The organism is Clostridium sp. 001 (genome assembly GCF_019056555.1).
GTDB lineage: Bacteria > Bacillota > Clostridia > Clostridiales > Clostridiaceae > Clostridium_B > Clostridium_B ragsdalei.
Genome location: NZ_CP020473.1, coordinates 2170974 through 2193963, shown reverse-complemented (window position 1 = coordinate 2193963; position 22990 = coordinate 2170974). Strand labels below are relative to the sequence as shown.

15 protein-coding genes, 3 tRNA genes and 3 rRNA genes are annotated in these 22990 nt (G+C 35.2%); 20 read left to right on the top strand and 1 reads right to left on the bottom strand.

The window, feature by feature from the left end; all coding sequences use genetic code 11:
• Nucleotides 1–215 precede the first annotated feature (215 nt).
• The 15 genes from murD (at nucleotide 216) to disA (ending at nucleotide 17904) form a co-directional block, all read left to right on the top strand.
• A complete protein-coding gene (gene murD / locus B5S50_RS10135) occupies nucleotides 216–1592 on the top strand; it encodes a UDP-N-acetylmuramoyl-L-alanine--D-glutamate ligase (RefSeq protein ID WP_065076888.1) in 1377 nt (458 codons plus the stop codon).
• A gap of 576 nt (nucleotides 1593–2168) precedes the next feature.
• Nucleotides 2169–3678 (top strand): 16S ribosomal RNA (locus B5S50_RS10130).
• Nucleotides 3679–4053: 375 nt separating this feature from the next.
• A 23S ribosomal RNA gene (locus B5S50_RS10125) occupies nucleotides 4054–6943 on the top strand.
• Between the two features lie 178 nt (nucleotides 6944–7121).
• A 5S ribosomal RNA gene (gene rrf, locus B5S50_RS10120) occupies nucleotides 7122–7238 on the top strand.
• The 16S, 23S and 5S rRNA genes sit together here with 3 tRNA genes alongside, the layout of an rRNA operon.
• Before the next feature lie 5 nt (nucleotides 7239–7243).
• Nucleotides 7244–7320 (top strand) — tRNA-Ile (locus B5S50_RS10115).
• Between the two features lie 3 nt (nucleotides 7321–7323).
• Nucleotides 7324–7399 (top strand) — tRNA-Ala (locus tag B5S50_RS10110).
• A 54-nt stretch (nucleotides 7400–7453) separates the two neighbouring features.
• Nucleotides 7454–7528: transfer RNA gene (locus tag B5S50_RS10105), tRNA-Asn, on the top strand.
• Nucleotides 7529–7913: 385 nt separating this feature from the next.
• A complete protein-coding gene (gene fusA / locus B5S50_RS10100; RefSeq protein ID WP_065078568.1) occupies nucleotides 7914–9998 on the top strand; it encodes an elongation factor G in 2085 nt (694 codons plus the stop codon).
• 130 nt (nucleotides 9999–10128) lie between these two features.
• Nucleotides 10129–10368 (top strand): hypothetical protein, encoded by a 240-nt coding sequence (locus B5S50_RS10095; protein ID WP_065078567.1) that lies wholly within the window; start codon nucleotides 10129–10131, stop codon nucleotides 10366–10368.
• 206 nt (nucleotides 10369–10574) lie between these two features.
• Nucleotides 10575–11057: a CtsR family transcriptional regulator gene (locus B5S50_RS10090; protein ID WP_065078566.1), complete on the top strand. Its 483-nt coding sequence runs from the start codon at nucleotides 10575–10577 to the stop codon at nucleotides 11055–11057.
• Between the two features lie 73 nt (nucleotides 11058–11130).
• The gene (locus tag B5S50_RS10085) at nucleotides 11131–11679 is read left to right on the top strand and encodes a UvrB/UvrC motif-containing protein (protein ID WP_065078565.1); all 549 of its coding nucleotides are present in this window, start codon (nucleotides 11131–11133) and stop codon (nucleotides 11677–11679) included.
• A 2-nt stretch (nucleotides 11680–11681) separates the two neighbouring features.
• Nucleotides 11682–12722 (top strand): protein arginine kinase, encoded by a 1041-nt coding sequence (locus B5S50_RS10080; protein ID WP_065078564.1) that lies wholly within the window; start codon nucleotides 11682–11684, stop codon nucleotides 12720–12722.
• 20 nt (nucleotides 12723–12742) lie between these two features.
• A complete protein-coding gene (locus tag B5S50_RS10075) occupies nucleotides 12743–15184 on the top strand; it encodes an ATP-dependent Clp protease ATP-binding subunit (protein ID WP_065078563.1) in 2442 nt (813 codons plus the stop codon).
• 285 nt (nucleotides 15185–15469) lie between these two features.
• A complete protein-coding gene (gene radA / locus B5S50_RS10070; protein ID WP_217303703.1) occupies nucleotides 15470–16825 on the top strand; it encodes a DNA repair protein RadA in 1356 nt (451 codons plus the stop codon).
• A 14-nt stretch (nucleotides 16826–16839) separates the two neighbouring features.
• Nucleotides 16840–17904 (top strand): DNA integrity scanning diadenylate cyclase DisA, encoded by a 1065-nt coding sequence (gene disA / locus B5S50_RS10065; protein WP_065078582.1) that lies wholly within the window; start codon nucleotides 16840–16842, stop codon nucleotides 17902–17904.
• A 39-nt stretch (nucleotides 17905–17943) separates the two neighbouring features.
• Here disA and B5S50_RS10060 read toward each other — a convergent pair whose 3' ends face one another.
• Complete coding sequence (locus tag B5S50_RS10060) at nucleotides 17944–18348, bottom strand: hypothetical protein (protein ID WP_013240714.1); 405 nt, start codon at nucleotides 18346–18348, stop codon at nucleotides 17944–17946.
• A 302-nt stretch (nucleotides 18349–18650) separates the two neighbouring features.
• Here B5S50_RS10060 and B5S50_RS10055 point away from each other — a divergent pair, with 302 nt between their 5' ends.
• The 5 genes from B5S50_RS10055 (at nucleotide 18651) to B5S50_RS21825 (ending at nucleotide 22942) form a co-directional block, all read left to right on the top strand.
• Nucleotides 18651–19778 carry a PIN/TRAM domain-containing protein gene (locus B5S50_RS10055; protein WP_065078561.1) on the top strand — a complete coding sequence of 376 codons (1128 nt, stop codon included), beginning with the start codon at nucleotides 18651–18653 and terminating at the stop codon, nucleotides 19776–19778.
• 3 nt (nucleotides 19779–19781) lie between these two features.
• Nucleotides 19782–20474: a 2-C-methyl-D-erythritol 4-phosphate cytidylyltransferase gene (ispD, locus tag B5S50_RS10050; RefSeq protein ID WP_065078560.1), complete on the top strand. Its 693-nt coding sequence runs from the start codon at nucleotides 19782–19784 to the stop codon at nucleotides 20472–20474.
• Between the two features lie 495 nt (nucleotides 20475–20969).
• The gene (gene cysS / locus B5S50_RS10045; RefSeq protein WP_217303702.1) at nucleotides 20970–22367 is read left to right on the top strand and encodes a cysteine--tRNA ligase; all 1398 of its coding nucleotides are present in this window, start codon (nucleotides 20970–20972) and stop codon (nucleotides 22365–22367) included.
• A gap of 26 nt (nucleotides 22368–22393) precedes the next feature.
• The gene (locus B5S50_RS10040) at nucleotides 22394–22819 is read left to right on the top strand and encodes a Mini-ribonuclease 3 (RefSeq protein ID WP_065078558.1); all 426 of its coding nucleotides are present in this window, start codon (nucleotides 22394–22396) and stop codon (nucleotides 22817–22819) included.
• Nucleotides 22820–22942: a hypothetical protein gene (locus tag B5S50_RS21825; protein WP_302180682.1), complete on the top strand. Its 123-nt coding sequence runs from the start codon at nucleotides 22820–22822 to the stop codon at nucleotides 22940–22942.
• The last annotated feature ends 48 nt before the right edge of the window (nucleotides 22943–22990 follow it).

The following is a 22990-nucleotide window of genomic DNA, read 5'->3' as shown; positions in this document are numbered from 1 at the left end:
ATTTTCAATAGAGTCATATAAAGTCATTAAATTAAATATTTTCTCACAATTTAGATTTTAATAGCATATTAGGGCGAACAAACTAAATGTTGGTTAAGATCTATATGGGTGGAGTTATCTTAGTATGATATATCTACTTCATACAAATTTATAGAAAATTATGTTATGATATAAGCGTGATTATAATTAGCAGATTTATTTTTGGAGGTTTTTTAATGAAGGAAGATTTTGATAACTTTAAAAAGTTTATAAAAAATAAAAAGACGGCAGTAGTTGGAATAGGAATAAGTAACAGACCTTTAATTAATTTTTTATTGGGACTAGGTGCACAGGTAAGTGCTTTTGATAAAAAAGATGAAGGGGAACTTGGTGAAGTTGCCAAGAAATTAAAAAAGCGAGGAGTGGGTTTAGTATTAGGCAAAAATTATCTCGAACATTTAGATAATTTTGATGTAATATTTAAGACTCCTTCTATGAGAATAGATAGTCCTGCACTTGTAAAAGCTAAACAAAATGGGGCATATGTAACTTCAGAAATGGAAGAGTTTATTAAATATTGTCCTGCTAAGATATATGGAGTAACTGGCAGTGATGGAAAAACTACAACTACTACACTTATATATAATATGTTAAAGGAACAGGGATATAAAAGTTGGGTTGGGGGAAATATAGGCACCCCATTATTTTCTAGGATAGAGGAAATAAGTCCTAAGGATAAGGTGGTTCTTGAACTTTCAAGCTTTCAACTTATGGGCATGGATGTATCACCGGAAGTAGCTGTGATCACTAATATAAGTCCAAACCATCTTGATATTCACAAGGATATGGAAGAGTATGTGAATGCAAAAAAAAGTATATTTAAGTATCAAGGAAACCAGGATATGGTCATTTTTAATAGAGATAATGAGTGTACTAATGCTATGGTAAAAGAAGCTAAAGGAAAAGTAAGACAGTTTAGTATTGAAGAAGAATTAACTTCTGGTGGATATTTAAAGGGAGACATTTTATGTATTGATGGGAAAAAAGTATGCAAGATAAGTGAAGTTAAACTTAGAGGAATGCATAATGTTGCAAATTTGCTTACTGCATTTTCTGCAATTAAAGAGGATGTTTCTGTAGATAATATGAGAAAAGTTGCTACTACATTTGAGGGAGTAGAGCATAGGTGTGAATTTGTAAGAGAATTAGATGGAGTTAAATATTATAATGATTCTATTGCGTCTAGTCCTACAAGAACATTGGCAGGATTGAGAGCTTTTGAGAAACCTGTAATATTAATAGCAGGTGGATATGATAAAAAGATACCTTTTGATGTTTTGGCAGAGGAAGGATATTTAAAAATAAAAACTCTAATACTTATGGGGGCTACAAAAGATAAAATTAAAAAATCATTTGAGAAACTTAAGTGTGAAAAAGGAATTGATGTGCCTATAGTAGAGGTAGATTCATTAATAGATGCAGTAAATTCTGCTAGAAAATTATCAAGTAGTGGTGATATTGTGACTTTTTCACCTGCATGTGCTAGCTTTGACATGTTTCCTAATTTTGAAGTTAGGGGTAATGCGTTTAAGAATATAATAAATAATTTTTAAAATATATGAGAAGAGAAGTTGTTTTAAAGAAGCAATTTCTCTTTTTTTGCCAAATTTATTATAATAACGTTTCCTCGTGTATCGGTATGTGAATATTAAAGATTTTTATAGAAATTTATAGTATTATTTAGATAAATGATGCATATAATATATAAGTATGTAAAAGAAAATTGTAGGTATGGTATTATATCAACTGTTGTCACGTAAATAAGTCACACAGTTTCTTAGAAATAAATTAAAAAAATGTGTTGACAAAGAAAAAAATACATGATAAACTATAAAAGCTGTCGAAGTAAGACGGCAAAATGATCCTTGAAAATTAAACAGAGGAAGATATAAGTATAACTTATTTAGAATAAACCAGCAATTCTTTTGAGCTGCGAGAGCAGCTAAAAAAGTAATTTCGTAATTTGGTGTATTACATTTAGTAATATACTAAAATCAATAATAACGAGTAGTTCAAGGAAAGCCTTGAGCGAGGAGCGGAGTTTACTTAAGTAAATGAGCACCACAGCGAAAGGTTTGACGCAGAAATGCGAAGTTAGTATTGATTTTCTATAGAGCCATATAAACTTTTAAATTAAGAGTTTGATCCTGGCTCAGGACGAACGCTGGCGGCGTGCTTAACACATGCAAGTCGAGCGATGAAGCTCCTTCGGGAGTGGATTAGCGGCGGACGGGTGAGTAACACGTGGGTAACCTACCTCAAAGAGGGGGATAGCCTCCCGAAAGGGAGATTAATACCGCATAATAATCAGTTTTCACATGGAGATTGATTTAAAGGAGTAATCCGCTTTGAGATGGACCCGCGGCGCATTAGCTAGTTGGTAGGGTAACGGCCTACCAAGGCGACGATGCGTAGCCGACCTGAGAGGGTGATCGGCCACATTGGAACTGAGAGACGGTCCAGACTCCTACGGGAGGCAGCAGTGGGGAATATTGCACAATGGGCGAAAGCCTGATGCAGCAACGCCGCGTGAGTGAAGAAGGTTTTCGGATTGTAAAGCTCTGTCTTTGGGGACGATAATGACGGTACCCAAGGAGGAAGCCACGGCTAACTACGTGCCAGCAGCCGCGGTAATACGTAGGTGGCGAGCGTTGTCCGGAATTACTGGGCGTAAAGAGTGCGTAGGCGGATATTTAAGTGAGATGTGAAATACCCGGGCTTAACCCGGGCACTGCATTTCAAACTGGATATCTAGAGTGCGGGAGAGGAGAATGGAATTCCTAGTGTAGCGGTGAAATGCGTAGAGATTAGGAAGAACACCAGTGGCGAAGGCGATTCTCTGGACCGTAACTGACGCTGAGGCACGAAAGCGTGGGTAGCAAACAGGATTAGATACCCTGGTAGTCCACGCCGTAAACGATGAGTACTAGGTGTAGGAGGTATCGACCCCTTCTGTGCCGCAGTAAACACAATAAGTACTCCGCCTGGGAAGTACGATCGCAAGATTAAAACTCAAAGGAATTGACGGGGGCCCGCACAAGCAGCGGAGCATGTGGTTTAATTCGAAGCAACGCGAAGAACCTTACCTGGACTTGACATACCCTGAATATCTTAGAGATAAGAGAAGCCCTTCGGGGCAGGGATACAGGTGGTGCATGGTTGTCGTCAGCTCGTGTCGTGAGATGTTAGGTTAAGTCCTGCAACGAGCGCAACCCCTGTTGTTAGTTGCTAACATTTAGTTGAGCACTCTAGCAAGACTGCCGCGGTTAACGCGGAGGAAGGTGGGGATGACGTCAAATCATCATGCCCCTTATGTCCAGGGCAACACACGTGCTACAATGGGCAGTACAGAGAGAAGCAAGACCGCGAGGTGGAGCAAACCTCAAAAACTGCCCCCAGTTCGGATTGTAGGCTGAAACTCGCCTACATGAAGTTGGAGTTGCTAGTAATCGCGAATCAGAATGTCGCGGTGAATACGTTCCCGGGCCTTGTACACACCGCCCGTCACACCATGAGAGCTGGCAACACCCGAAGTCCGTAGTCTAACTTAGGAGGACGCGGCCGAAGGTGGGGTTAGTAATTGGGGTGAAGTCGTAACAAGGTAGCCGTAGGAGAACCTGCGGCTGGATCACCTCCTTTCTAGGGAGTCGAAAGATAGAGTATAATCTATCTTATAAATTGATGGTTTAAGTAAGTTAGAAAATCTACTCTGTTTAATTTTGAAGGATCAGATAGATTCTTCTTTCAGTTTACAACCAATTAGGAATGTAAATTGAAAAATTGTCCTTTGAAAATTGCACAGTAAATAAGAAATAAAGTAAAGCTAAGGTTATAATATAACCTTTGTAGTAAAGTATCATTTTAAAGATGATATGATGATAATAAGAAAATTGATAGTAACGAGCAGATCGAGGAAAGATTTGAGCGAGGAGCAGAGTTTACTTATGTAAATGAGCACCACAGCGAAAAGGTTGACGAAGATATGCGAAGTTAATAGCAATTTTCGATAATAAAGGTCAAGCTACAAAGGGCGCATGGAGGATGCCTTGGCACCAGGAGCCTAAGAAGGACGCGATAAGCTGCGAAAAGCTCTGGGTAGGCGCAAATAGCCAGAGAACCAGAGATATCCGAATGGGGAAACCCACCTAGATAACGCTAGGTACTGCAAACTGAATACATAGGTTTGTAGAGGCAAACCCGGGGAACTGAAACATCTAAGTACCCGGAGGAAGAGAAAGAAACATCGATTTCCTAAGTAGCGGCGAGCGAACGGGAAAGAGCCCAAACCAGGAACTTGTTCCTGGGGTTGCGGATAGGTCATAAATACTGTGAAGTGTTAATTGAAGAGAGCTGGAAGGCTCCGCCGGAGAAGGTAAAAGCCCTGTAAATGAAAGCAAAGAGCAGCCAGATCTAATCCAGAGTACCACGAGACACGAGAAACCTTGTGGGAAACAGGGAGGACCACCTCCCAAGGCTAAATACTACCTGGTGACCGATAGAGAAGGAGTACCGTGAGGGAAAGGTGAAAAGAACCCCGGGAGGGGAGTGAAATAGAACCTGAAACCGTGTGTCCACAAACAGTCGAAGTACGTAAAGTACGACGGCGTGCTTTTTGTAGAACGAGCCAGCGAGTTACGATATGCAGCAAGGTTAAGTACTTAAGGTATGGAGCCGGAGGGAAACCGAGTCTGAAAAGGGCGCGAAGTTGTATGTTGTAGACCCGAAACCGAGTGACCTATCCATGGCCAGGTTGAAGCGGAAGTAAAATTCCGTGGAGGACCGAACCACGTTGGTGTTGAAAAACCATGGGATGAGCTGTGGATAGCGGAGAAATTCCAATCGAACTCGGAGATAGCTGGTTCTCCTCGAAATAGCTTTAGGGCTAGCGTCGGAAATGAGTAATGGAGGTAGAGCACTGAATGGGGTAGGGGCTGACAACAGTTACTGAACCTTATCAAACTCCGAATGCCATATACTTGAATTCCGGCAGTCAGACTGCGAATGATAAGATCCGTGGTCAAAAGGGAAACAGCCCAGACCACCAGCTAAGGTCCCAAAGTGTAAGTTAAGTGGGAAAGGATGTGTGATTTCTAAGACAACTAGGATGTTGGCTCAGAAGCAGCCACTCATTTAAAGAGTGCGTAATAGCTCACTAGTCAAGAGATCATGCGCCGAAAATGTCCGGGGCTAAAACTTACCACCGAAGCTGTGGACTCGAAAGAGTGGTAGAGGAGCATCCTGTATGAGTTGAAGTTGTACCGGAAGGAACAGTGGATTGTACAGGAGAGAGAATGCTGGCATAAGTAGCGAGAAATAAGTGAGAATCTTATTGGTCGAAAACCTAAGGTTTCCTGGGGAAGGTTCGTCCGCCCAGGGTAAGTCGGGACCTAAGCCGAGGCCGAAAGGCGTAGGTGATGGACAATCGGTTGAAATTCCGATACCGCATAAAAGCGTTTGACAAAAGGGATGACGCAGGAGGATAAGGTGTGCATACAAATGGATGTATGTCTAAGCACCGAGTCAGGTATACCAGGAAAATCCGGTATATCAATGATGAGGTGTGATGGGGAACCCGCAAGGGGAAGTACCTGATTTCACGCTGCCGAGAAAAGTCTCTATGGAGCTTTTATGTGCCCGTACCGCAAACCGACACAGGTAGGTGAGGAGAGAATCCTAAGACCATCGGAAGAATTGTTGTTAAGGAACTAGGCAAATTAACTCCGTAACTTAGGGAGAAGGAGAGCCACGCAAGTGGCCGCAGAGAAAAGGCTCAAGCAACTGTTTATCAAAAACACAGGTTTCTGCTAAAGCGAAAGCTGAAGTATAGGAGCTGACGCCTGCCCGGTGCTGGAAGGTTAAGGGGAAGACTTAGCGCAAGCGAAGGTCAGAACTTAAGCCCCAGTAAACGGCGGCCGTAACTATAACGGTCCTAAGGTAGCGAAATTCCTTGTCGGGTAAGTTCCGACCCGCACGAATGGCGTAATGATTTGAGCACTGTCTCGACAACAAATCCGGCGAAATTGAAGTGCAAGTGAAGATGCTTGCTACCCGCGATTGGACGGAAAGACCCCGTAGAGCTTTACTGCAGTTTAGCACTGAATTTCGGTATTGTCTGTACAGGATAGGTGGGAGACTAGGAAGTAGTGGCGCCAGCCATTACCGAGTCGATGTTGGGATACCACCCTGACAGTACTGGAATTCTAACCGGGCTCCATGAAACTGGAGACGGGACAATGTTAGGCGGGCAGTTTGACTGGGGCGGTCGCCTCCTAAAAAGTAACGGAGGCGTACAAAGGTTCCCTCAGAAGGGTTAGAAATTCTTCGAAGAGTGCAAAGGCAGAAGGGAGCTTGACTGCGACACAAACAAGTGGAGCAGGGACGAAAGTCGGGCTTAGTGATCCGGTGGTACCTCGTGGGAGGGCCATCGCTCAACGGATAAAAGCTACCTCGGGGATAACAGGCTGATCTCCCCCAAGAGTTCACATCGACGGGGAGGTTTGGCACCTCGATGTCGGCTCGTCGCATCCTGGGGCTGAAGTAGGTCCCAAGGGTTGGGCTGTTCGCCCATTAAAGCGGCACGCGAGCTGGGTTCAGAACGTCGTGAGACAGTTCGGTCCCTATCCGTCGCGGGCGCAGGAAATTTGAGAGGAGCTGTCCTTAGTACGAGAGGACCGGGATGGACCGACCGCTGGTGAACCAGTTGTTCCGCCAGGAGCATAGCTGGGTAGCCAAGTTGGGAAGGGATAAACGCTGAAAGCATCTAAGTGTGAAGCCCACCTCAAGATAAGATTTCCCATAGCGTAAGCTAGTAAGACCCCTCGAAGAACACGAGGAGATAGGTCAGAGGTGTAAGCAGGGTAACTTGTTAAGCTGACTGATACTAATAGGTCGAGGGCTTGACCAAATAAAAAACGAAAGAAAAAAATTTACTGTGCAATTTTGAGAGGACAGAGTTCTTCTTTAACTATAAAATTTTTATGGTTAAATTCATGTTTAGTATTGACAGTTGTTTAAAAGCACTGTATAATATAAAACTGTGATAAGAAAATTGATATAAGCTTATAGCAATTTTCAATAATAAATCTGGTGGTAATGACGTGAAGGTAACACCCCTTTCCATACCGAACAGGAAGGTTAAGCTTCACAGTGCCAATGGTACTGCAGGGGAGGCCCTGTGGGAGAGCAGGTCGCTGCCAGGTTATAAGGATCTTTAGCTCAGTTGGTTAGAGCAACCGGCTCATAACCGGTGGGTCCGGGGTTCGAGTCCCTGAAGGTCCACCATGCGGGGGTATAGCTCAGCTGGGAGAGCATCTGCCTTGCACGCAGAGGGTCAAGAGTTCGAATCTCTTTATCTCCACCAAAACGAGTAACATTTTGTTACTCGTTTTTTAAAGAAATACACTGCATAGATTGTTCCGTGGTAGCTCAATGGTTGAGCATTCGGCTGTTAACCGAAGGGTTGGAGGTTCGAGCCCTCTCCACGGAGCCATTTTTATTTTTTGAATTCATTTAATTAAGGCATTTGAAAGAAAATAACAAGTCAAAGATGCGACGAATATTTTTTATCAGACAAGGAGGAAGGTTCCGCAGATAGTGAATCTTATCTAAGGGTTCTACCGATGCAGTATGATAAAAAATAGGCTAGCATACTGATTAGTTATTTCTTTGAAAATGCCTAAAATAGATTAGTAAAAATAAACCAAAGGTAGCTCACCTTTGGTTTATTTTTTTATGGAGTGCATATTTTAGGCACTTGTTTTCATAGATAATAATATAAAAGCAAAATTATTTTGAAAATTTAATTAATTGTAGGAGGAATTTTAATTAGCAAATAGAATATATAATTAATCGAAAAGTAAGGGGAGGGATTGCTTATGAAAAAATATTCAGTAAATAATTTAAGAAATGTAGGATTTATTGGACATAGTGGTTCTGGTAAAACTACATTAACAGAAGCAATACTTTATTACACAAAAGTTGTTGATAGGTTTGGAAAAATTGAGGATGGAAGTACTGTTAGTGATTATGATATTGAAGAAAAAAAGAGAAAAATATCAATAGCTTCATCTTTAGCTTCTTGTGAATGGAAAAATACAAAGATAAATTTAGTTGATATGCCAGGATATTTTGATTTTATAGGAGAAACTATGGAAGGATTGAGAGCAGTTGATGTAGCTATAATTGTTTTATCAAGTGTATCTGGAATCCAAGTGGGAGCTGAGAAATCTTGGAGTGGTGTCAATAAAAGTAAACTTCCTAGAGCTTTTTATATAAATAAGTTGGATAGAGAAAATTCAGATTTTGATAAAACATTGGCAGAATTAAAAGAAAAGTTTGGTATGTCTGTAGTACCAATTCAATATCCTATAGGAAAGGAAAATAATTTTAAAGGAATTGTAAACGTTATTTCAGGAAAAGCTAATATAGTGAATAATAAGAACATAGTAGAAGAAACTACTATACCAAAAGATATTTTAGATAAAATCACAAAATGTAGGAATATGGTTATGGAAGCTGTGGCAGAAACAGATGAGGAACTTTTAGATAAATATTTTAGTGAGGGTACTTTAAGTGATGAAGACATTTATAAAGGATTAATAAGAGCTTGCTCAAAAGGTGAAATTACACCTGTAATGTGTGGCTCTGCTGTAAATGGAATAGGAATAGATACTTTATTAGAAGATATAATTCAATGTTTCCCATCTCCTGAAGCTTCAGAAGTAATTAATGTTAATTTAGAACAAAAATCACAGGTTGTAGTTAAAGCAGATGAAAATAGTCCTTTTTCAGCTTTTGTTTTTAAAACTATAGCTGATCCTTTTGTAGGTAAGTTATCTTTATTTAGAGTCATGACTGGTAAGCTCAAATCAGATATGACAGTATATAATGTGAAAAAAGATAAAAGTGAAAAAATAGGAACCTTATATTTTTTAAAGGGAAAACAGCAGATACCTGTGTCGGAAATAGGAGCCGGAGATATGGGCGCTGTTGCTAAACTACAATTTGCGAGCACAGGGGATACCTTATGTGACCCATCGTCTTTAGTTGCATTTAAAGCAATTGAATTTCCGGAGCCAGTAATTTCGATGGCTATGTTACCTAAATCTAAAAATGATGAGGATAAAATATTTAATGGACTAAGTAAACTGTTAGAAGAAGATCCTACTTTTAAAATATCTAGAGATGTAGAAAATGCAGAGACTATAATTTCTGGACAAGGTGAAGTTCACATTGATGTGATATCATCTAAATTAAAGTCTAAATTTGGAACAGATGTTATTTTGAGAGAACCAAAAGTACATTATAGAGAAACAATAAGGAAAACTTCAGATGTACAGGGCAAACACAAAAAGCAATCAGGAGGACATGGACAGTATGGAGATGTAAAAATTAAGTTTGAACCAAGAAATGATAATGAAGATGATTTAGAATTTGTGGATAAAGTAGTAGGGGGAGTAGTTCCAAGACAGTATATACCGGCAGTTGAAAAAGGGCTTAGAGAATGTATTAACCATGGGGTCTTAGCTGGATACCCTATAATAAGAATAAAAGCTACATTACATGATGGATCGTATCATCCAGTAGACTCTTCAGAAATGGCTTTTAAGGTAGCAGCATCTTTAGCCTATAAGAAAGGAATTTTAGAAGCTGATCCTGTATTATTAGAACCAATTTTACATGTAGAAGTGTGTGTCCCTGAAGAGTATATGGGGGATATAATTGGGAATATAAATAAACGAAGAGGGAGAGTACTTGGAATGGAAGTTTCGGGTAAAAATCAGATAATAATAGCTGAAGTACCTGAAGCAGAAATGTTTAAATATGCTACAGATTTAAGGTCCATGACTCAAGCTAGAGGAAGTTTCAATATGAAATTTGAAAGATATGAGGAAGTCCCAGACATTCAAGCAAATAAGATAATAGAAAGTAAAAATAAAATAAAAGTTAGGCAAGAATAAATTTCAGCCTCAATAGAATATAATTCTATTGAGGTTTTTTAAAATTAAATATTGTGTATATTTTAATTCACTACAATGAATAATAATTTTATTAATCATTAGATGAACTTTTCAATTAAGGAGAGATTATATGTCTGAATATAAAATGAGCATAAAAGGTAAAATTACTTTAGAGGATTATAGTAGTATATATGATTATATAGCAATAGTAAATAAAAATGATAAATTAACTATAGTTGTAGATAGCAATGAAAATAAAAATGTAGAGATAGTATGTAATATGTTAAAAAATAAGTATTTTACTGTTAATCCAAATAAAACCTGTGATGGAGGAAAGTATTGTATAAAAGCATTTAAGAATGAGGATTAAATTATTCTACATGGTGATTATTCTTATTTAACACATATAAACAGTATACAATAGTATGTATTAGAAAAATGGAGAAAATAGTATTTGAAATTAGTATTTGTGTATAAAACAAATATATTTAGTGAAATATAGAAGTTGAATAAAACCTAAATTAATAATATTATTAATTTAAGGTCAAAGAAAGTCAAAGTCAAGAAGGTGGTAAATTGGCAAGATTATCAGATATAATAGAAGACTTTATAAAAGAAATGCTTAATAATAGTGAGGAGACTAAACTTCAAATTGGCAGAAACGAACTAGCTAATTATTTTAGCTGTGCGCCCTCCCAGATAAATTATGTATTGACTACTAGATTTACTATGGATAAAGGTTACTACATAGAAAGCAAGAGGGGCGGCGGTGGATGTATAATTATACGAAAAATAGAATTTGACTGTAATGAGAATTTACTTAAAAGTATAATAGAAAAAATAGGGGACACCATAACATACAATACTGCTGCACAGCTTATAGAAACGCTACTTGAAGAGCAAGTTATAACGGAAAGAGAAAACATAATATTAAAGACTATAATAAATGATAGGACACTAAATATTGCATTGAATAATAAAAATAAATTGAGGGCAGATATATTAAAATCAATTATAGTAGTTATATTTAAGAGCCCTAAATTTGGTATGAATAGATAGACAAATATATGATATAATATTTATTGTATTAAATTACATTAAATGTTAATCATATATGCATAGGAGTGATGATATGATTTGTGATATATGTAAGAAGAATGAAGCTACAGTTCATATAACAAAAATAATAAATGGTTCCAAGCAGGATATTAATTTATGTGAAAAGTGTGCTATGGAAAAGGGAGAACTTAATTTTGTACCTCAAATAGACTTTGTTTCTCCATTTGGATTCCAAAATATTTTAAGTGGAATTATGGATTATATGACAAGCGGCAATAATGAAGAACATAAAACCTTTGATATATCTTGTAAAACCTGTGGTACATCTTATAGTGAATTTAAAAAAACAGGTCTTTTAGGATGCAGTGAGTGCTATAAAAATTTTAGTAATATTTTAGAACCTGTAATTAAGAGGGTTCAAGCAAATTTAGGTCATACAGGTAAAATACCTAAAAATCAAGGAAAAAGTATTATTGAAAGAAATAAGCTTTTGAAGTTAAAGTCAGATCTTCAAAAGGCAGTATCCTTAGAGGAGTATGAAAAAGCAGCAACTATAAGAGATGCTATAAAAGAAATTGAGAAACAAGTTCATGTGAGCAACGAAAATAGGAAGGAGGGTTAACTTTGAATAATTGGACGACTACTTGTGATGACAGCAACGGGGGTTTGGTAATAAGTAGTAGGATAAGATTAGCTAGAAATTTGGCTGAAGTTCCATTTCCACATAAATTAAATCAAGAAAAAAGCAAAGAGGTAATCAAACTAGTAGAGAATGCTTTTTATACACCTTCCAGTAATAAGGACACATTTAAGACCAATTATTTGTGGGAAGAAACTGATAATGAAAAGCGAAATTATCTAGAAAAACACCTTATAAGCAAAAATTTGATAGATCACAGTCATAAATCTGCCTTTATACTAGATAATCAGCAGACTATAAGTATTATGATAAATGAAGAAGATCATATTAGAATCCAGTGTATAACGGCAGGGCTAAATTTGGAAGAAGTATATAATGTAAGTGATAAAATAGATGATTTATTGGAAGAAAATTTAAAATATGCATTTGATGAAAAGTTAGGTTATCTTACAGCATGTCCCACTAATATAGGAACAGGACTTAGAGCTTCTGTTATGCTGCATTTGCCAGCACTTTCTTTAAACAATCAGATGAATGGATTTTTAAATGCATTATCTCAAGTTGGAATGACTGTTAGAGGATTATATGGTGAGGGTTCAAAGGCCATAGGGAATATATATCAGATTTCCAATCAGGTTACTTTAGGTAGAAGCGAAGAGGAGATACTGAGCAATTTAAAAGCTGTAGTTGTTCAGGTAACAAATGAAGAAAAGGCTTCTAGAGAAAATCTTATGAAAAAATTTAAATATGAGGTAGAAGATAAAATTTACAGAGCATTGGGTATATTAAAATCAGCAGTGATTTTAAATGTAAATGAATGTTTCAAGCTTTTGTCTGATGTAAGATTAGGCGTTGAAATGGGAATAATTAAGAATATAAGTAAGGCAACCTTGAACAATCTTTTAGTAAGTACACAGCCTGCTACAATACAAAATGGAAATGAGAAAATTTTATCAGCCATTGAAATGAATCTTAATAGAGCAAAAATTGTAAAAGAAAAATTAAATATTGATAAAGTTCAATAAGAAGGATGGTGAAATATACTATGATGTTTGGAAGATTTACGGAAAGAGCACAAAAAGTATTAGTTTATGCTCAAGAAGAAGCACAAGCACTTCAACATGGATATGTAGGTACAGAACATATACTTTTGGGAATATTAAAAGAAGAAGGAATATCCAGAAATCTTTTAAGTGATATGAATGTAAATATTGAAACAGTAAGAAATTTTATAGAAGAATATGAGGGTAGGGGAGAAATAAATTTGTACAATAAGGAAATCCCTCTTACTCCAAGGACGAAAAGACTTTTAGAGCTAAGTTTGTTTGAAGCCAGGAATCTAAACCATAACTATATAAGTCCAGAGCATATCCTACTTGCACTTATAAGAGAGGCAGAGGGAGTTGCATTTACTATTTTAAACAATTTGGGAGTGGATTTTAACAAATTGAGGAAAGAACTTGTGGATTCACTTTCAGGAGAGCAATCATCAATGAATTCAAGCAGTACTAAGAAAGAAAATGGAGAGCCAACCCCAACTTTAGATCAGTTTGGAAGAGACTTAACAGACATGGCAAAAGAGGGAAAATTGGACCCTGTTATAGGAAGAGATAAGGAAACTCAGAGGGTTTTGGAAATACTAAGTAGAAGAACTAAGAATAATCCTTGTCTAATTGGAGATCCTGGTGTAGGTAAAACTGCAATTGCAGAAGGATTGGCAGAAAAGATAGTATCGTGTAATATACCTGAACTTTTAAGGGGAAAAAGAGTAGTAACATTAGATCTTTCTTCAATGATAGCGGGATCAAAATATAGAGGAGAATTTGAAGAAAGACTTAAAAAGGTTATGGAAGAGATAAGAAAATCAGGTAATGTAATATTATTCATAGATGAAATTCATACTATAATAGGAGCAGGAGCAGCAGAAGGTGCTATAGATGCATCTAATATATTAAAACCAGCTTTAGCTAGAGGAGAAATACAATGCATAGGAGCCACTACTATAGATGAATATAGAAAATACATTGAAAAGGATGCTGCACTTGAAAGAAGATTTCAGCCTATAATAGTAGGAGAACCTACTAAAGAAGAGGCGGTTCTAATATTAAAAGGTCTTAGAGACAAATATGAGGCCCACCATAGAGTAAAAATAATAGATGAAGCAATATATGCAGCAGTAAACTTGTCAGATAGATATATTACTGATAGGTATTTACCTGATAAGGCAATTGATCTTATAGATGAAGCAGCTGCTAAAGTTAGAATACAAAATTTAATTGCCCCACCAGATTTAAAAAATTTAGAAGAAGAATTAGAAAAGGCAACTAAAGAAAAAGAGGATTCTATTAGGGTACAGGATTTTGAAAAAGCTGCTAGTTTAAGGGATAAAGAAAAGGAATTAAAAAATAAATTAGAAGGATTAAAAACTAACTGGAAGACTAAAAAGGAAGTATCTACACTTACGGTAGGAGAAGATCAAATTGCATCAGTAGTATCTCAGTGGACCAATATACCTGTAGAGAAGTTAACTGAAAGAGAATCGGAGAGATTGCTCAAATTAGAGGAAATTCTTCATAAGAGAGTAGTAGGTCAAGATGAAGCAGTTAAATCCATTTCTAAGGCAGTAAGAAGGGCTAGGGTTGGACTTAAAGATCCAAAGAGACCTATAGGTTCATTTATATTTTTGGGACCTACAGGTGTTGGGAAAACTGAATTGTCAAAAGCTTTGGCAGAGGCTATGTTTGGCGACGAAAACAATATGATAAGAATTGATATGTCAGAATATATGGAAAAGCATACGGTATCTAGACTTATAGGATCGCCTCCAGGGTATGTAGGCTATGATGAAGGAGGACAGCTTACTGAAAAAGTAAGAAGAAATCCTTATTCAGTAGTACTGTTTGATGAAATAGAAAAAGCACACCCAGAAGTATTTAATATATTGCTTCAAATACTTGAAGATGGGAGATTAACCGATGGAAAAGGAAAAACAATAAATTTTAAAAATACCATAATAATAATGACTTCTAATGTTGGGGCAGCTACCATTAAAAAACAAAAATCTATGGGATTTACTGCTGCTAAAGGTGATGACAAGGAAAGTCAATATGAAAAGATGAAAGATAATATAATGGAGGAACTTAGAAATTCTTTTAGGCCTGAGTTCTTAAACAGAATTGATGATATTATAGTGTTCCACCAGTTAGAAGAGGAAGATTTAAAACAAATAGTAAAACTTATGTTAAAAGATGTTTCCTTAAGGCTTAAAGATCAGGAAATAGAAATTGGATTTACAGATAAAGCACAGGAACTCTTGGCAAAAGAAGGCCTTGACCTAACTTATGGTGCAAGACCACTTAGAAGAGCAATTACAAAAACTGTAGAAGATAAACTTTCTGAAGAAATGCTTAGAGGTAATGTTAAAAAAGGAGATAAGGTTAAGGTAGTTGTAGAAAAGGGAGAATTATTATTTAATAAAGTTAATTAATGATTGACTCAGATAAAATTAAACTTTATACTTTTTACAGTATAAAGTTTAATTTTTATCCGATGACTACCTGCTCTAATACTCCCACGGACTCCGCGAAAGCGACTGTCATCGAATAGAAGAATTTGGGACGCCTGTTTTTATCCAAGTGGGAGTAAAGAGTAGCTACGTCCCTGGATAACGATTTCTTAGCATAAAATGGAGTTAAAACTCCATTTTATGCTAAGAACTCTGTTTATATAAATTTAGCTATTTTTATTGATTTATACAGGAAGAGATGATTCAATGGTAAAGAAAAAAACGGTTTTTGTATGCCAGGAATGTGGATATGAATCCCCAAAGTGGCTGGGTAAATGTCCTAATTGTAATAAATGGAATTGCATGGTAGAAGAGATTAAGTCGCCTCAGGAAGTAACATTTTCTGATATGAAGTTTAGCAGCACACCCAAGAGTATAAATAATATAAAATCCGGTGAATATGAAAGGTTAGATACTGGTATAATGGAATTGAATAGAGTTCTTGGAGGAGGCATTGTAAAAGGTTCAATAACACTTATATCCGGAGCTCCTGGTATTGGAAAATCGACTTTGCTTTTACAGACGGCCAGCAATATTGCTGAAAAGTATGGAAAAGTGCTGTATGTCTCAGGAGAAGAGTCAGAAGAACAGATAAAGATGAGGGGAGATAGACTTGATTCTTTGTCTAATGATCTTTATATAGTTTCAGAAGTTAATATTGATAAAATAAAGGCTCATATAGAACAAACTAAACCTGTATTTGTAGTAGTGGATTCTATTCAGACTTTATTTAAAGAATCTATTAGCTCAGCACCGGGTAGTGTGTCTCAAGTAAGGGAAACTTCTAACGATATTATGCGTATAGGGAAGTCTAATAATATATCTTTTTTTATAGTGGCACATGTTACAAAGCAGGGTGAGCTAGCGGGACCTAGGGTACTAGAGCATATGGTGGATACTGTACTGTCTTTTGAAGGAGAAAGAACAGGAGAGTTAAGAATTTTAAGAACTGTAAAAAACCGTTTTGGTACTACCAGTGAAATTGGTGTATTTGAAATGGCAGGAAGCGGGCTTAAAGAAATATTAAATCCTTCTGCAGCATTTTTAGAAGATAGAGAATTTCAAAAAGAAGGTTCTGTAATTATTGGTATAATGGAAGGAAAAAGGCCTATACTAGTAGAAATACAAGCGTTGGTTAGTGAAACTAAAGCAGTTATGCCAAGAAGAACAGCAGTTGGAGTAGATATCTCCAGATTAAATTTAATTTTAGCGGTACTTGAGAAAAAACTTAGAATTACATTTTATAATTGTGATGTTTATGTAAATGTAGTAGGAGGACTTAAGATAGAAGGAACTTTTGGAGATTTAGGGCTTGCCCTTGCACTTATATCTAGTGCTAAATCTAGGGAAATAGGTCTAGATAATCTTTTGGCAGTAGGTGAGATTGGACTTACAAGTGAAGTTAGACCAGTATCATTTTGTGATAGAATTGTAAATGAAGCAAAAAAAATGGGATTTAGGAATATAATAATACCAGATAGAAATAATGGAAAGGTAAATTGTAAAGATATAAATGTTATAGGTGTATCCTCCCTGAAGGAGGCATTAAATAAAGTTTTTTAATTAGGGTGATGATTTTGAGATTAGAAAAAGATAAAGAACTTAAAAGTATATTAAAACTTTTAGCTCCAGGTACTCAACTTAGGGAAGGTCTTAGAAATATTTTGAGGGCTAAAACTGGCGGGCTTGTAGTTTTAGGAGACAGTGAACAGATAATGAAAGTGGTAGACGGTGGATTTACCATTAATTCTGAGTACAGTTCTTCTTATATATATGAGCTTGCAAAAATGGATGGCGCTATAATATTGAGCAGTGATTTAAAGAGAATATTATATGCAAACACTCAACTTATTCCAGATTCATCTATTCCAACTTTTGAAACTGGAACAAGGCATAGAACTGCAGATAGAGTGGCTAAACAAACAGGGGCTATAGTTATTGCTATTTCTCAAAGGAGAAATGTAATAACTGTATATAAAGGATACATTAAATATGTATTACAGGACAGTAGTGTTATGCTTGGAAGGGCTAATCAAGCACTGCAAACTTTAGAAAAGTACGTCTCTGTACTTGATGGGGTTGTTAACAATCTTAATATTTTAGAGTTTCAAGACATAGTAACACTATTTGATGTAATGACGGCTATCCAAAGAACTGAAATGGTAATGAGAATAGTATCGGAGATTGAAAGATACATATGTGAACTTGGAAATGAAGGAAGATTAATTTCAATGCAATTAAACGAATTAATTAAAAGTGTTGAAAGAGATGGAATATTTATGATAAGAGACTATTGTCAAAGTGGTATGGATTATGATGAAATATATAAGCAACTTCAAGAAATAAGTTCAAGTGAACTATTCAATCTTGATTGTATTTCTAAATCTTTGGGATATGCAGGAGCCCCTCTAGTTGATACATTGATATCGCCAAGAGGATACAGAATGTTAAACAAAATTCCTAGGATACCAACTAATGTAATAGAAAATTTAGTGAAAAATTTTAAGGAGCTTAAAGGTGTTATGGAAGCATCCTATGAGCAGCTTGATAAAGTTGAAGGAATAGGAGAAGCTAGGGCTAGAGCTATAAAGAATGGATTGAGAAGACTTAGGGAACAAATCATGATAGACAATAAATTTTAAGCACAAAATAATATGACTGGTATTATTTTGTGCTAGAAATCATCTGAAGGAATACTTACCTAGAGTATTTATTTTGTCATATTCTTTTAAAAGTATGTCATATAGATTTATATCCAGTGTATTACATAAACAAGTAAGATAAAATAAATTATTTCCTATTTCGTTTTGTATTACATCTCTACAGTTGTCACATAGCTTACCTTTTACATGAGTACTTAAGCAAGATCTTAGGGATTCAATATCCAAAGTATTATCTTCGGATGGAATATGTTGTTTCTTACCACAAACTTCTATACATCCGCAATTAGTAATAGATTTTGCAACAGCTCTATTTATTCTAGCATTTGATTCCTGAAGTTTCGTAATTATATCTAAAATACTCTTATGCCTTAATAAAGATTCACTTACTGCGTTTTGAAAATTATCAAAAATTATATCTTTCATCAGGTTCAACTCCTTATATATTTAGGATATTATTTGTAAACTTAAGTTAGTACTAAGTAAAATTGCTCTATGCATATATAATAAACCAAGAATAAATTTATGAATAGGGGGATTGTCATGTGAAATAATGGACAAAAATGTTTATAAATTTTATTTTTTGGTATAATTATCTAAAGGGGCTTGTTAAATTAAGGACGTAAAGTAAATAATTTATTAAATAAATTTGGTTTTATTGAAAAATCTAGTTTATTAATATATAGTAAATGTAATGAAAAAACATCAATGTAGGGGAGGTGAGTCTATTGTTAAAAAAAATACTGAGAGGACTTTTTACAATAATAGGCTTAATATTAGGATATTTGCTAGGAAAGAGTGCGTTAAGTTCTAACTACTTTGTTAAAATATTTTATTTAGGAAATAGTCCAGTTAAACAATTTTTATTTTTATCTATATTAACTTTGTTTTTTGGAATCATGTTATTTTTAATATCACCATGGATTAATTCAATTATTATGAAAACTATGGATTATATCGAAAAGAGCCTTCAAAAGCTTCCTGCAGTAGAAATATTATTAGGTGTTTTGGGAGCATTAATAGGACTTTTAATATCAGCAGTATTTCTTAATTTGTTAGAAAAGATACCAGTTGTGGGGACTGTACTTGCAGTAATAGTAGCTATACTTATGGCTGCATTAGGTGCAAATATTGCTATACGAAAAAGGGAAGAATTAATGTCCATGTTTTCTAATATAGCTGCTAGTGTGGCAACTAAAAGACTTCAGGGAACTAGAGAAAAAAAATCTAAAGGGGAGCACCAACATGCACATAAAGGTTATCCTAAGGTTTTAGATACTTCTGTAATAATAGATGGGAGAATATTTGATATATGCCAAACTGGATTTATAGAGGGACCACTTGTAATTCCAAACTTTGTACTAGCAGAATTAAGACATATAGCTGATTCTTCAGATGGATTGAAGAGAACTAGGGGAAGAAGAGGATTAGATATATTAAATAAGATACAGAAAGAGTTAAATATTGATGTTCAGATATATGAAAAAGATTTTCCAAACATACCGGAAGTAGATGCCAAGCTTTTAAAACTATCACAAGTTTTAGATGGAAAAGTAGTGACTAATGACTACAATTTAAATAAAGTTGCAGAGTTCCAGGGAGTACCAGTACTTAATATAAATGAACTTGCTAATGCGGTGAAACCTGTTGTACTTCCAGGAGAAGAAATGAATGTACAAATAATTAAGGATGGAAAAGAATCAGGACAGGGTATTGCATATTTAGATGATGGAACAATGATAGTTGTAGAAGGTGGAAAAAAGTATATAGGAGATACAAAAGATGTGGTAGTAACTTCTGTATTACAAACAGCAGCAGGAAGAATGATATTTGCAAGACAAAAAGGGGATCTATAACTTATGAATGGTAATTATGCTATTATTGTAGCTGCTGGTAAGGGAAAAAGAATGGGAACTACTATTAATAAGCAATTTATTAAAATTAAGGGTAAGCCTATATTATATTATTCTATAAGGGCATTTTCCATAAATCCTCTTATAGATGGAATTATACTTGTATGTGCAGAAACTGAGATAGAATATTGTAAAAGAGAAGTAGTAGATAAATATGGACTTCAGAAGGTAGTTAAATTAGTTGCTGGGGGAAAAGAACGTCAGGATTCAGTATTTAATGGATTAGAAGTTTTAGAAAAAGAAAACTGTAGTGTTGTTCTAATTCACGACGGAGCTAGACCTTTTGTCACTAGTAAAATTATTGACGATGGAATAAAATATTCTAATAAGTATGGGGCTTGTGCTTGTGGAGTTAGGCCTAAGGACACACTAAAAGTTAGGGAAGAAAGTGGATTTTCTTCTTCTACATTAGAGAGAAAAAGTTTATTTGCAGTTCAAACTCCGCAGTGTTTTAAATATGATTTAATTTATGGATGTCATAAAAAATTAATGAATGAAAAAATGTGTGTTACTGATGATACTATGGTAGTAGAGCATTATGGAAATAAGGTTTATTTGTATGAAGGCAACTATGAAAACATAAAAGTGACCACACCAGAGGATTTGAATATAGCTGAAAGTATAGTTGAAAAATATTAAAGTAAGTTAAAGACCTATAAGCTTCCATGATGTTATGGATCCTTATAGGTTTTCCTTATTTAAAGCAAGAGGGATAAAAATATTAATAGCACTTAAATAAGTTACAATAATGTGATAAAATATTTAGGGAATTTAAATCGAAATTAGAGTAAGAATTTTGTCCAATAGGTATCTATTATAGATGAGAAATTCTAAGGATTCTATGGATAAGAATTTTATTTGGTGTAAAAAAACTTTATTTATATTTTTAATTTAGTTTATCCGATTGCTACCATTGCTAACACCCCCATCGCACACAGTGAAAGCGACTATCACCGAATCAAAGATTTGGAATATCTGCTTTTCTTCAAAGTGGGGGGATAAGCACTGCTACGCATCTGGATAAATTCTTCTAAGGTTCAGATGGAGAAAGGGTATTCCTTATAAGTAAACTCCACCTGAACCTAAGAATCACTTGATATAAATAGGGAAACTAAACAAGGAGGCCAAAATATCATGAAAATTTTTAATACAATGACCAGGGAAAAGGAAGAGTTTGTTCCATTGGATTCCAATGAAGTAAAAATGTATGTATGTGGCCCTACAGTATATAATTTTTTTCATATAGGCAATGCCAGAACTTTTGTTGTATTTGACACTGTTAGACGATACCTGGAGTACAAGGGATATAAAGTGAGATTTGTACAAAATTTTACAGATATTGATGATAAGATGATAAAAAAAGCACAAGATGAACATATAACTGTAAAAGAACTGGGAGATAAGTTTATAAAAGAATATTATAAGGATGCAGATGCTTTGCACATAAAAAGAGCTACTGTAAATCCTAGAGCTACTTTATACATAACAAAAATTATTGAATTTATAGGAGATTTAATAGATAGAGGCTATGCCTATGAGATAGATGGGGATGTCTATTTTAGTACAAAGAAATTCAGCAATTATGGAAAACTTTCTGGACAAAATATAGATGATCTTAGGGCAGGAGCTAGAATAGATGTTGATGAGAGAAAGAAAGATCCTATGGATTTCGCAGTTTGGAAGGGGCAAAAACCTGGTGAACCTGCATGGGAAAGCCCTTGGGGAATGGGAAGACCGGGATGGCATATAGAATGCTCCTGTATGGCGCATGATTTACTAGGAGAAACTATAGACATACATGCAGGTGGGTCTGATTTAATGTTCCCCCATCATGAGAATGAAATAGCTCAAAGTGAAGGTAGAACCGGTAAAACATTTGCGAAGTATTGGATGCATTCTGCTTTTGTAAATGTAAATAACCAAAAAATGTCAAAATCACTAAATAACTTTTTTACTGTAAGGGAAATTTTGGGAAAATATGAACCGGACGTAATAAGAATGTTTATGTTATCAGGTCATTATAGAACTCAAATAAATTTTAGTATGGAACTTTTAGATTCTACAAAATCAGCGTTAGATAGATTGTACAATTCAATAACAAATTTAGAAAATCTTCTAGATAATAAAGAAGACATACCAATTTCAGAAGATGAAAAAGAGTATAGAAATAAATTAGATAAATACAAGCAAAGATACATTGAAAAGATGGATGATGACTTTAATACAGCAGATGCTATATCTGTAATTTTTGACCTGGTAAAGGATATAAATGTAAGCATAAATAAGGATTCCTCTGTGGAAGTAATTAGGAATTGTCTCAATTTAATAAGGGAACTGGGAGCTCCACTTGGAATACTACAGCAATCTAAGCGAGGAAGCATTGAAAAAGAAATTGAAGCTTTAATAGAGAAGAGACAAATAGCTAGAAGTGAAAAAAACTGGGCACTTTCCGATAAAATAAGGGATGACTTGAAGGCACAGGGAATAGTATTAGAAGATACACCAGAAGGAGTAAGATGGAAAAGAGTATAGAGATTATAATTTAACGGGGGATAAAGATGGAAAATGATTTGTTAAAGATAAGAATGAGTGAAGCAGAGGTAAGACAGATGAGTCCCCTTGCACTTGCGTTTATTGGAGATGCTGTATATGAGGTGTTTGTAAGAACTTATTTAGCCAGTGAACACAGAAATATGTCTGTACATAATTTGCATGTGGAAGCTATAAAATTTGTAAAGGCCCATTCTCAAAGTGAAGTTATAAAAAAATTGGAACAAGAGTTATCTGATAGTGAAATATATTTTTTTAAAAAAGGACGAAATGCTAAGTCAGGGACAGTTCCTAAAAATGCAGATGTACAGGAGTATAGATTTGCAACTGGATTTGAAACATTAATTGGTTTTTTATATTTAATAGATAACCGAGATAGATTAAATTATTTATTTAGGCTTATAATAAACTTGAAGAATAAAGGGGAATTTTAATTGGCATTAGAGGTTAAGTTAATTGAGTATACGACTAATTTGTTTATGAACTGTGGACCTTCCTGTGTAAATGGATCTTGTTTGGAAGGAAAAATGACTTGTGGAAAGTTACAAGAGATATGAAGGGAATATAAGGTAGACTAAAAAAGTAAATAAGAAATTGAGGTATAA

What these genes read in the sequence shown, in the direction of transcription:
- murD (WP_065076888.1), top strand. Translation starts at nt 216, where the DNA reads ATGAAGGAAGATTTTGATAACTTTAAAAAGTTTATAAAAAATAAAAAG.
- fusA (WP_065078568.1), top strand. Translation starts at nt 7,914, where the DNA reads ATGAAAAAATATTCAGTAAATAATTTAAGAAATGTAGGATTTATTGGA.
- B5S50_RS10095 (WP_065078567.1), top strand. Translation starts at nt 10,129, where the DNA reads ATGTCTGAATATAAAATGAGCATAAAAGGTAAAATTACTTTAGAGGAT.
- B5S50_RS10085 (WP_065078565.1), top strand. Translation starts at nt 11,131, where the DNA reads ATGATTTGTGATATATGTAAGAAGAATGAAGCTACAGTTCATATAACA.
- B5S50_RS10075 (WP_065078563.1), top strand. Translation starts at nt 12,743, where the DNA reads ATGATGTTTGGAAGATTTACGGAAAGAGCACAAAAAGTATTAGTTTAT.
- radA (WP_217303703.1), top strand. Translation starts at nt 15,470, where the DNA reads ATGGTAAAGAAAAAAACGGTTTTTGTATGCCAGGAATGTGGATATGAA.
- B5S50_RS10060 (WP_013240714.1), bottom strand. Translation starts at nt 18,348, where the DNA reads ATGAAAGATATAATTTTTGATAATTTTCAAAACGCAGTAAGTGAATCT.
- ispD (WP_065078560.1), top strand. Translation starts at nt 19,782, where the DNA reads ATGAATGGTAATTATGCTATTATTGTAGCTGCTGGTAAGGGAAAAAGA.
- cysS (WP_217303702.1), top strand. Translation starts at nt 20,970, where the DNA reads ATGAAAATTTTTAATACAATGACCAGGGAAAAGGAAGAGTTTGTTCCA.
- B5S50_RS10040 (WP_065078558.1), top strand. Translation starts at nt 22,394, where the DNA reads ATGGAAAATGATTTGTTAAAGATAAGAATGAGTGAAGCAGAGGTAAGA.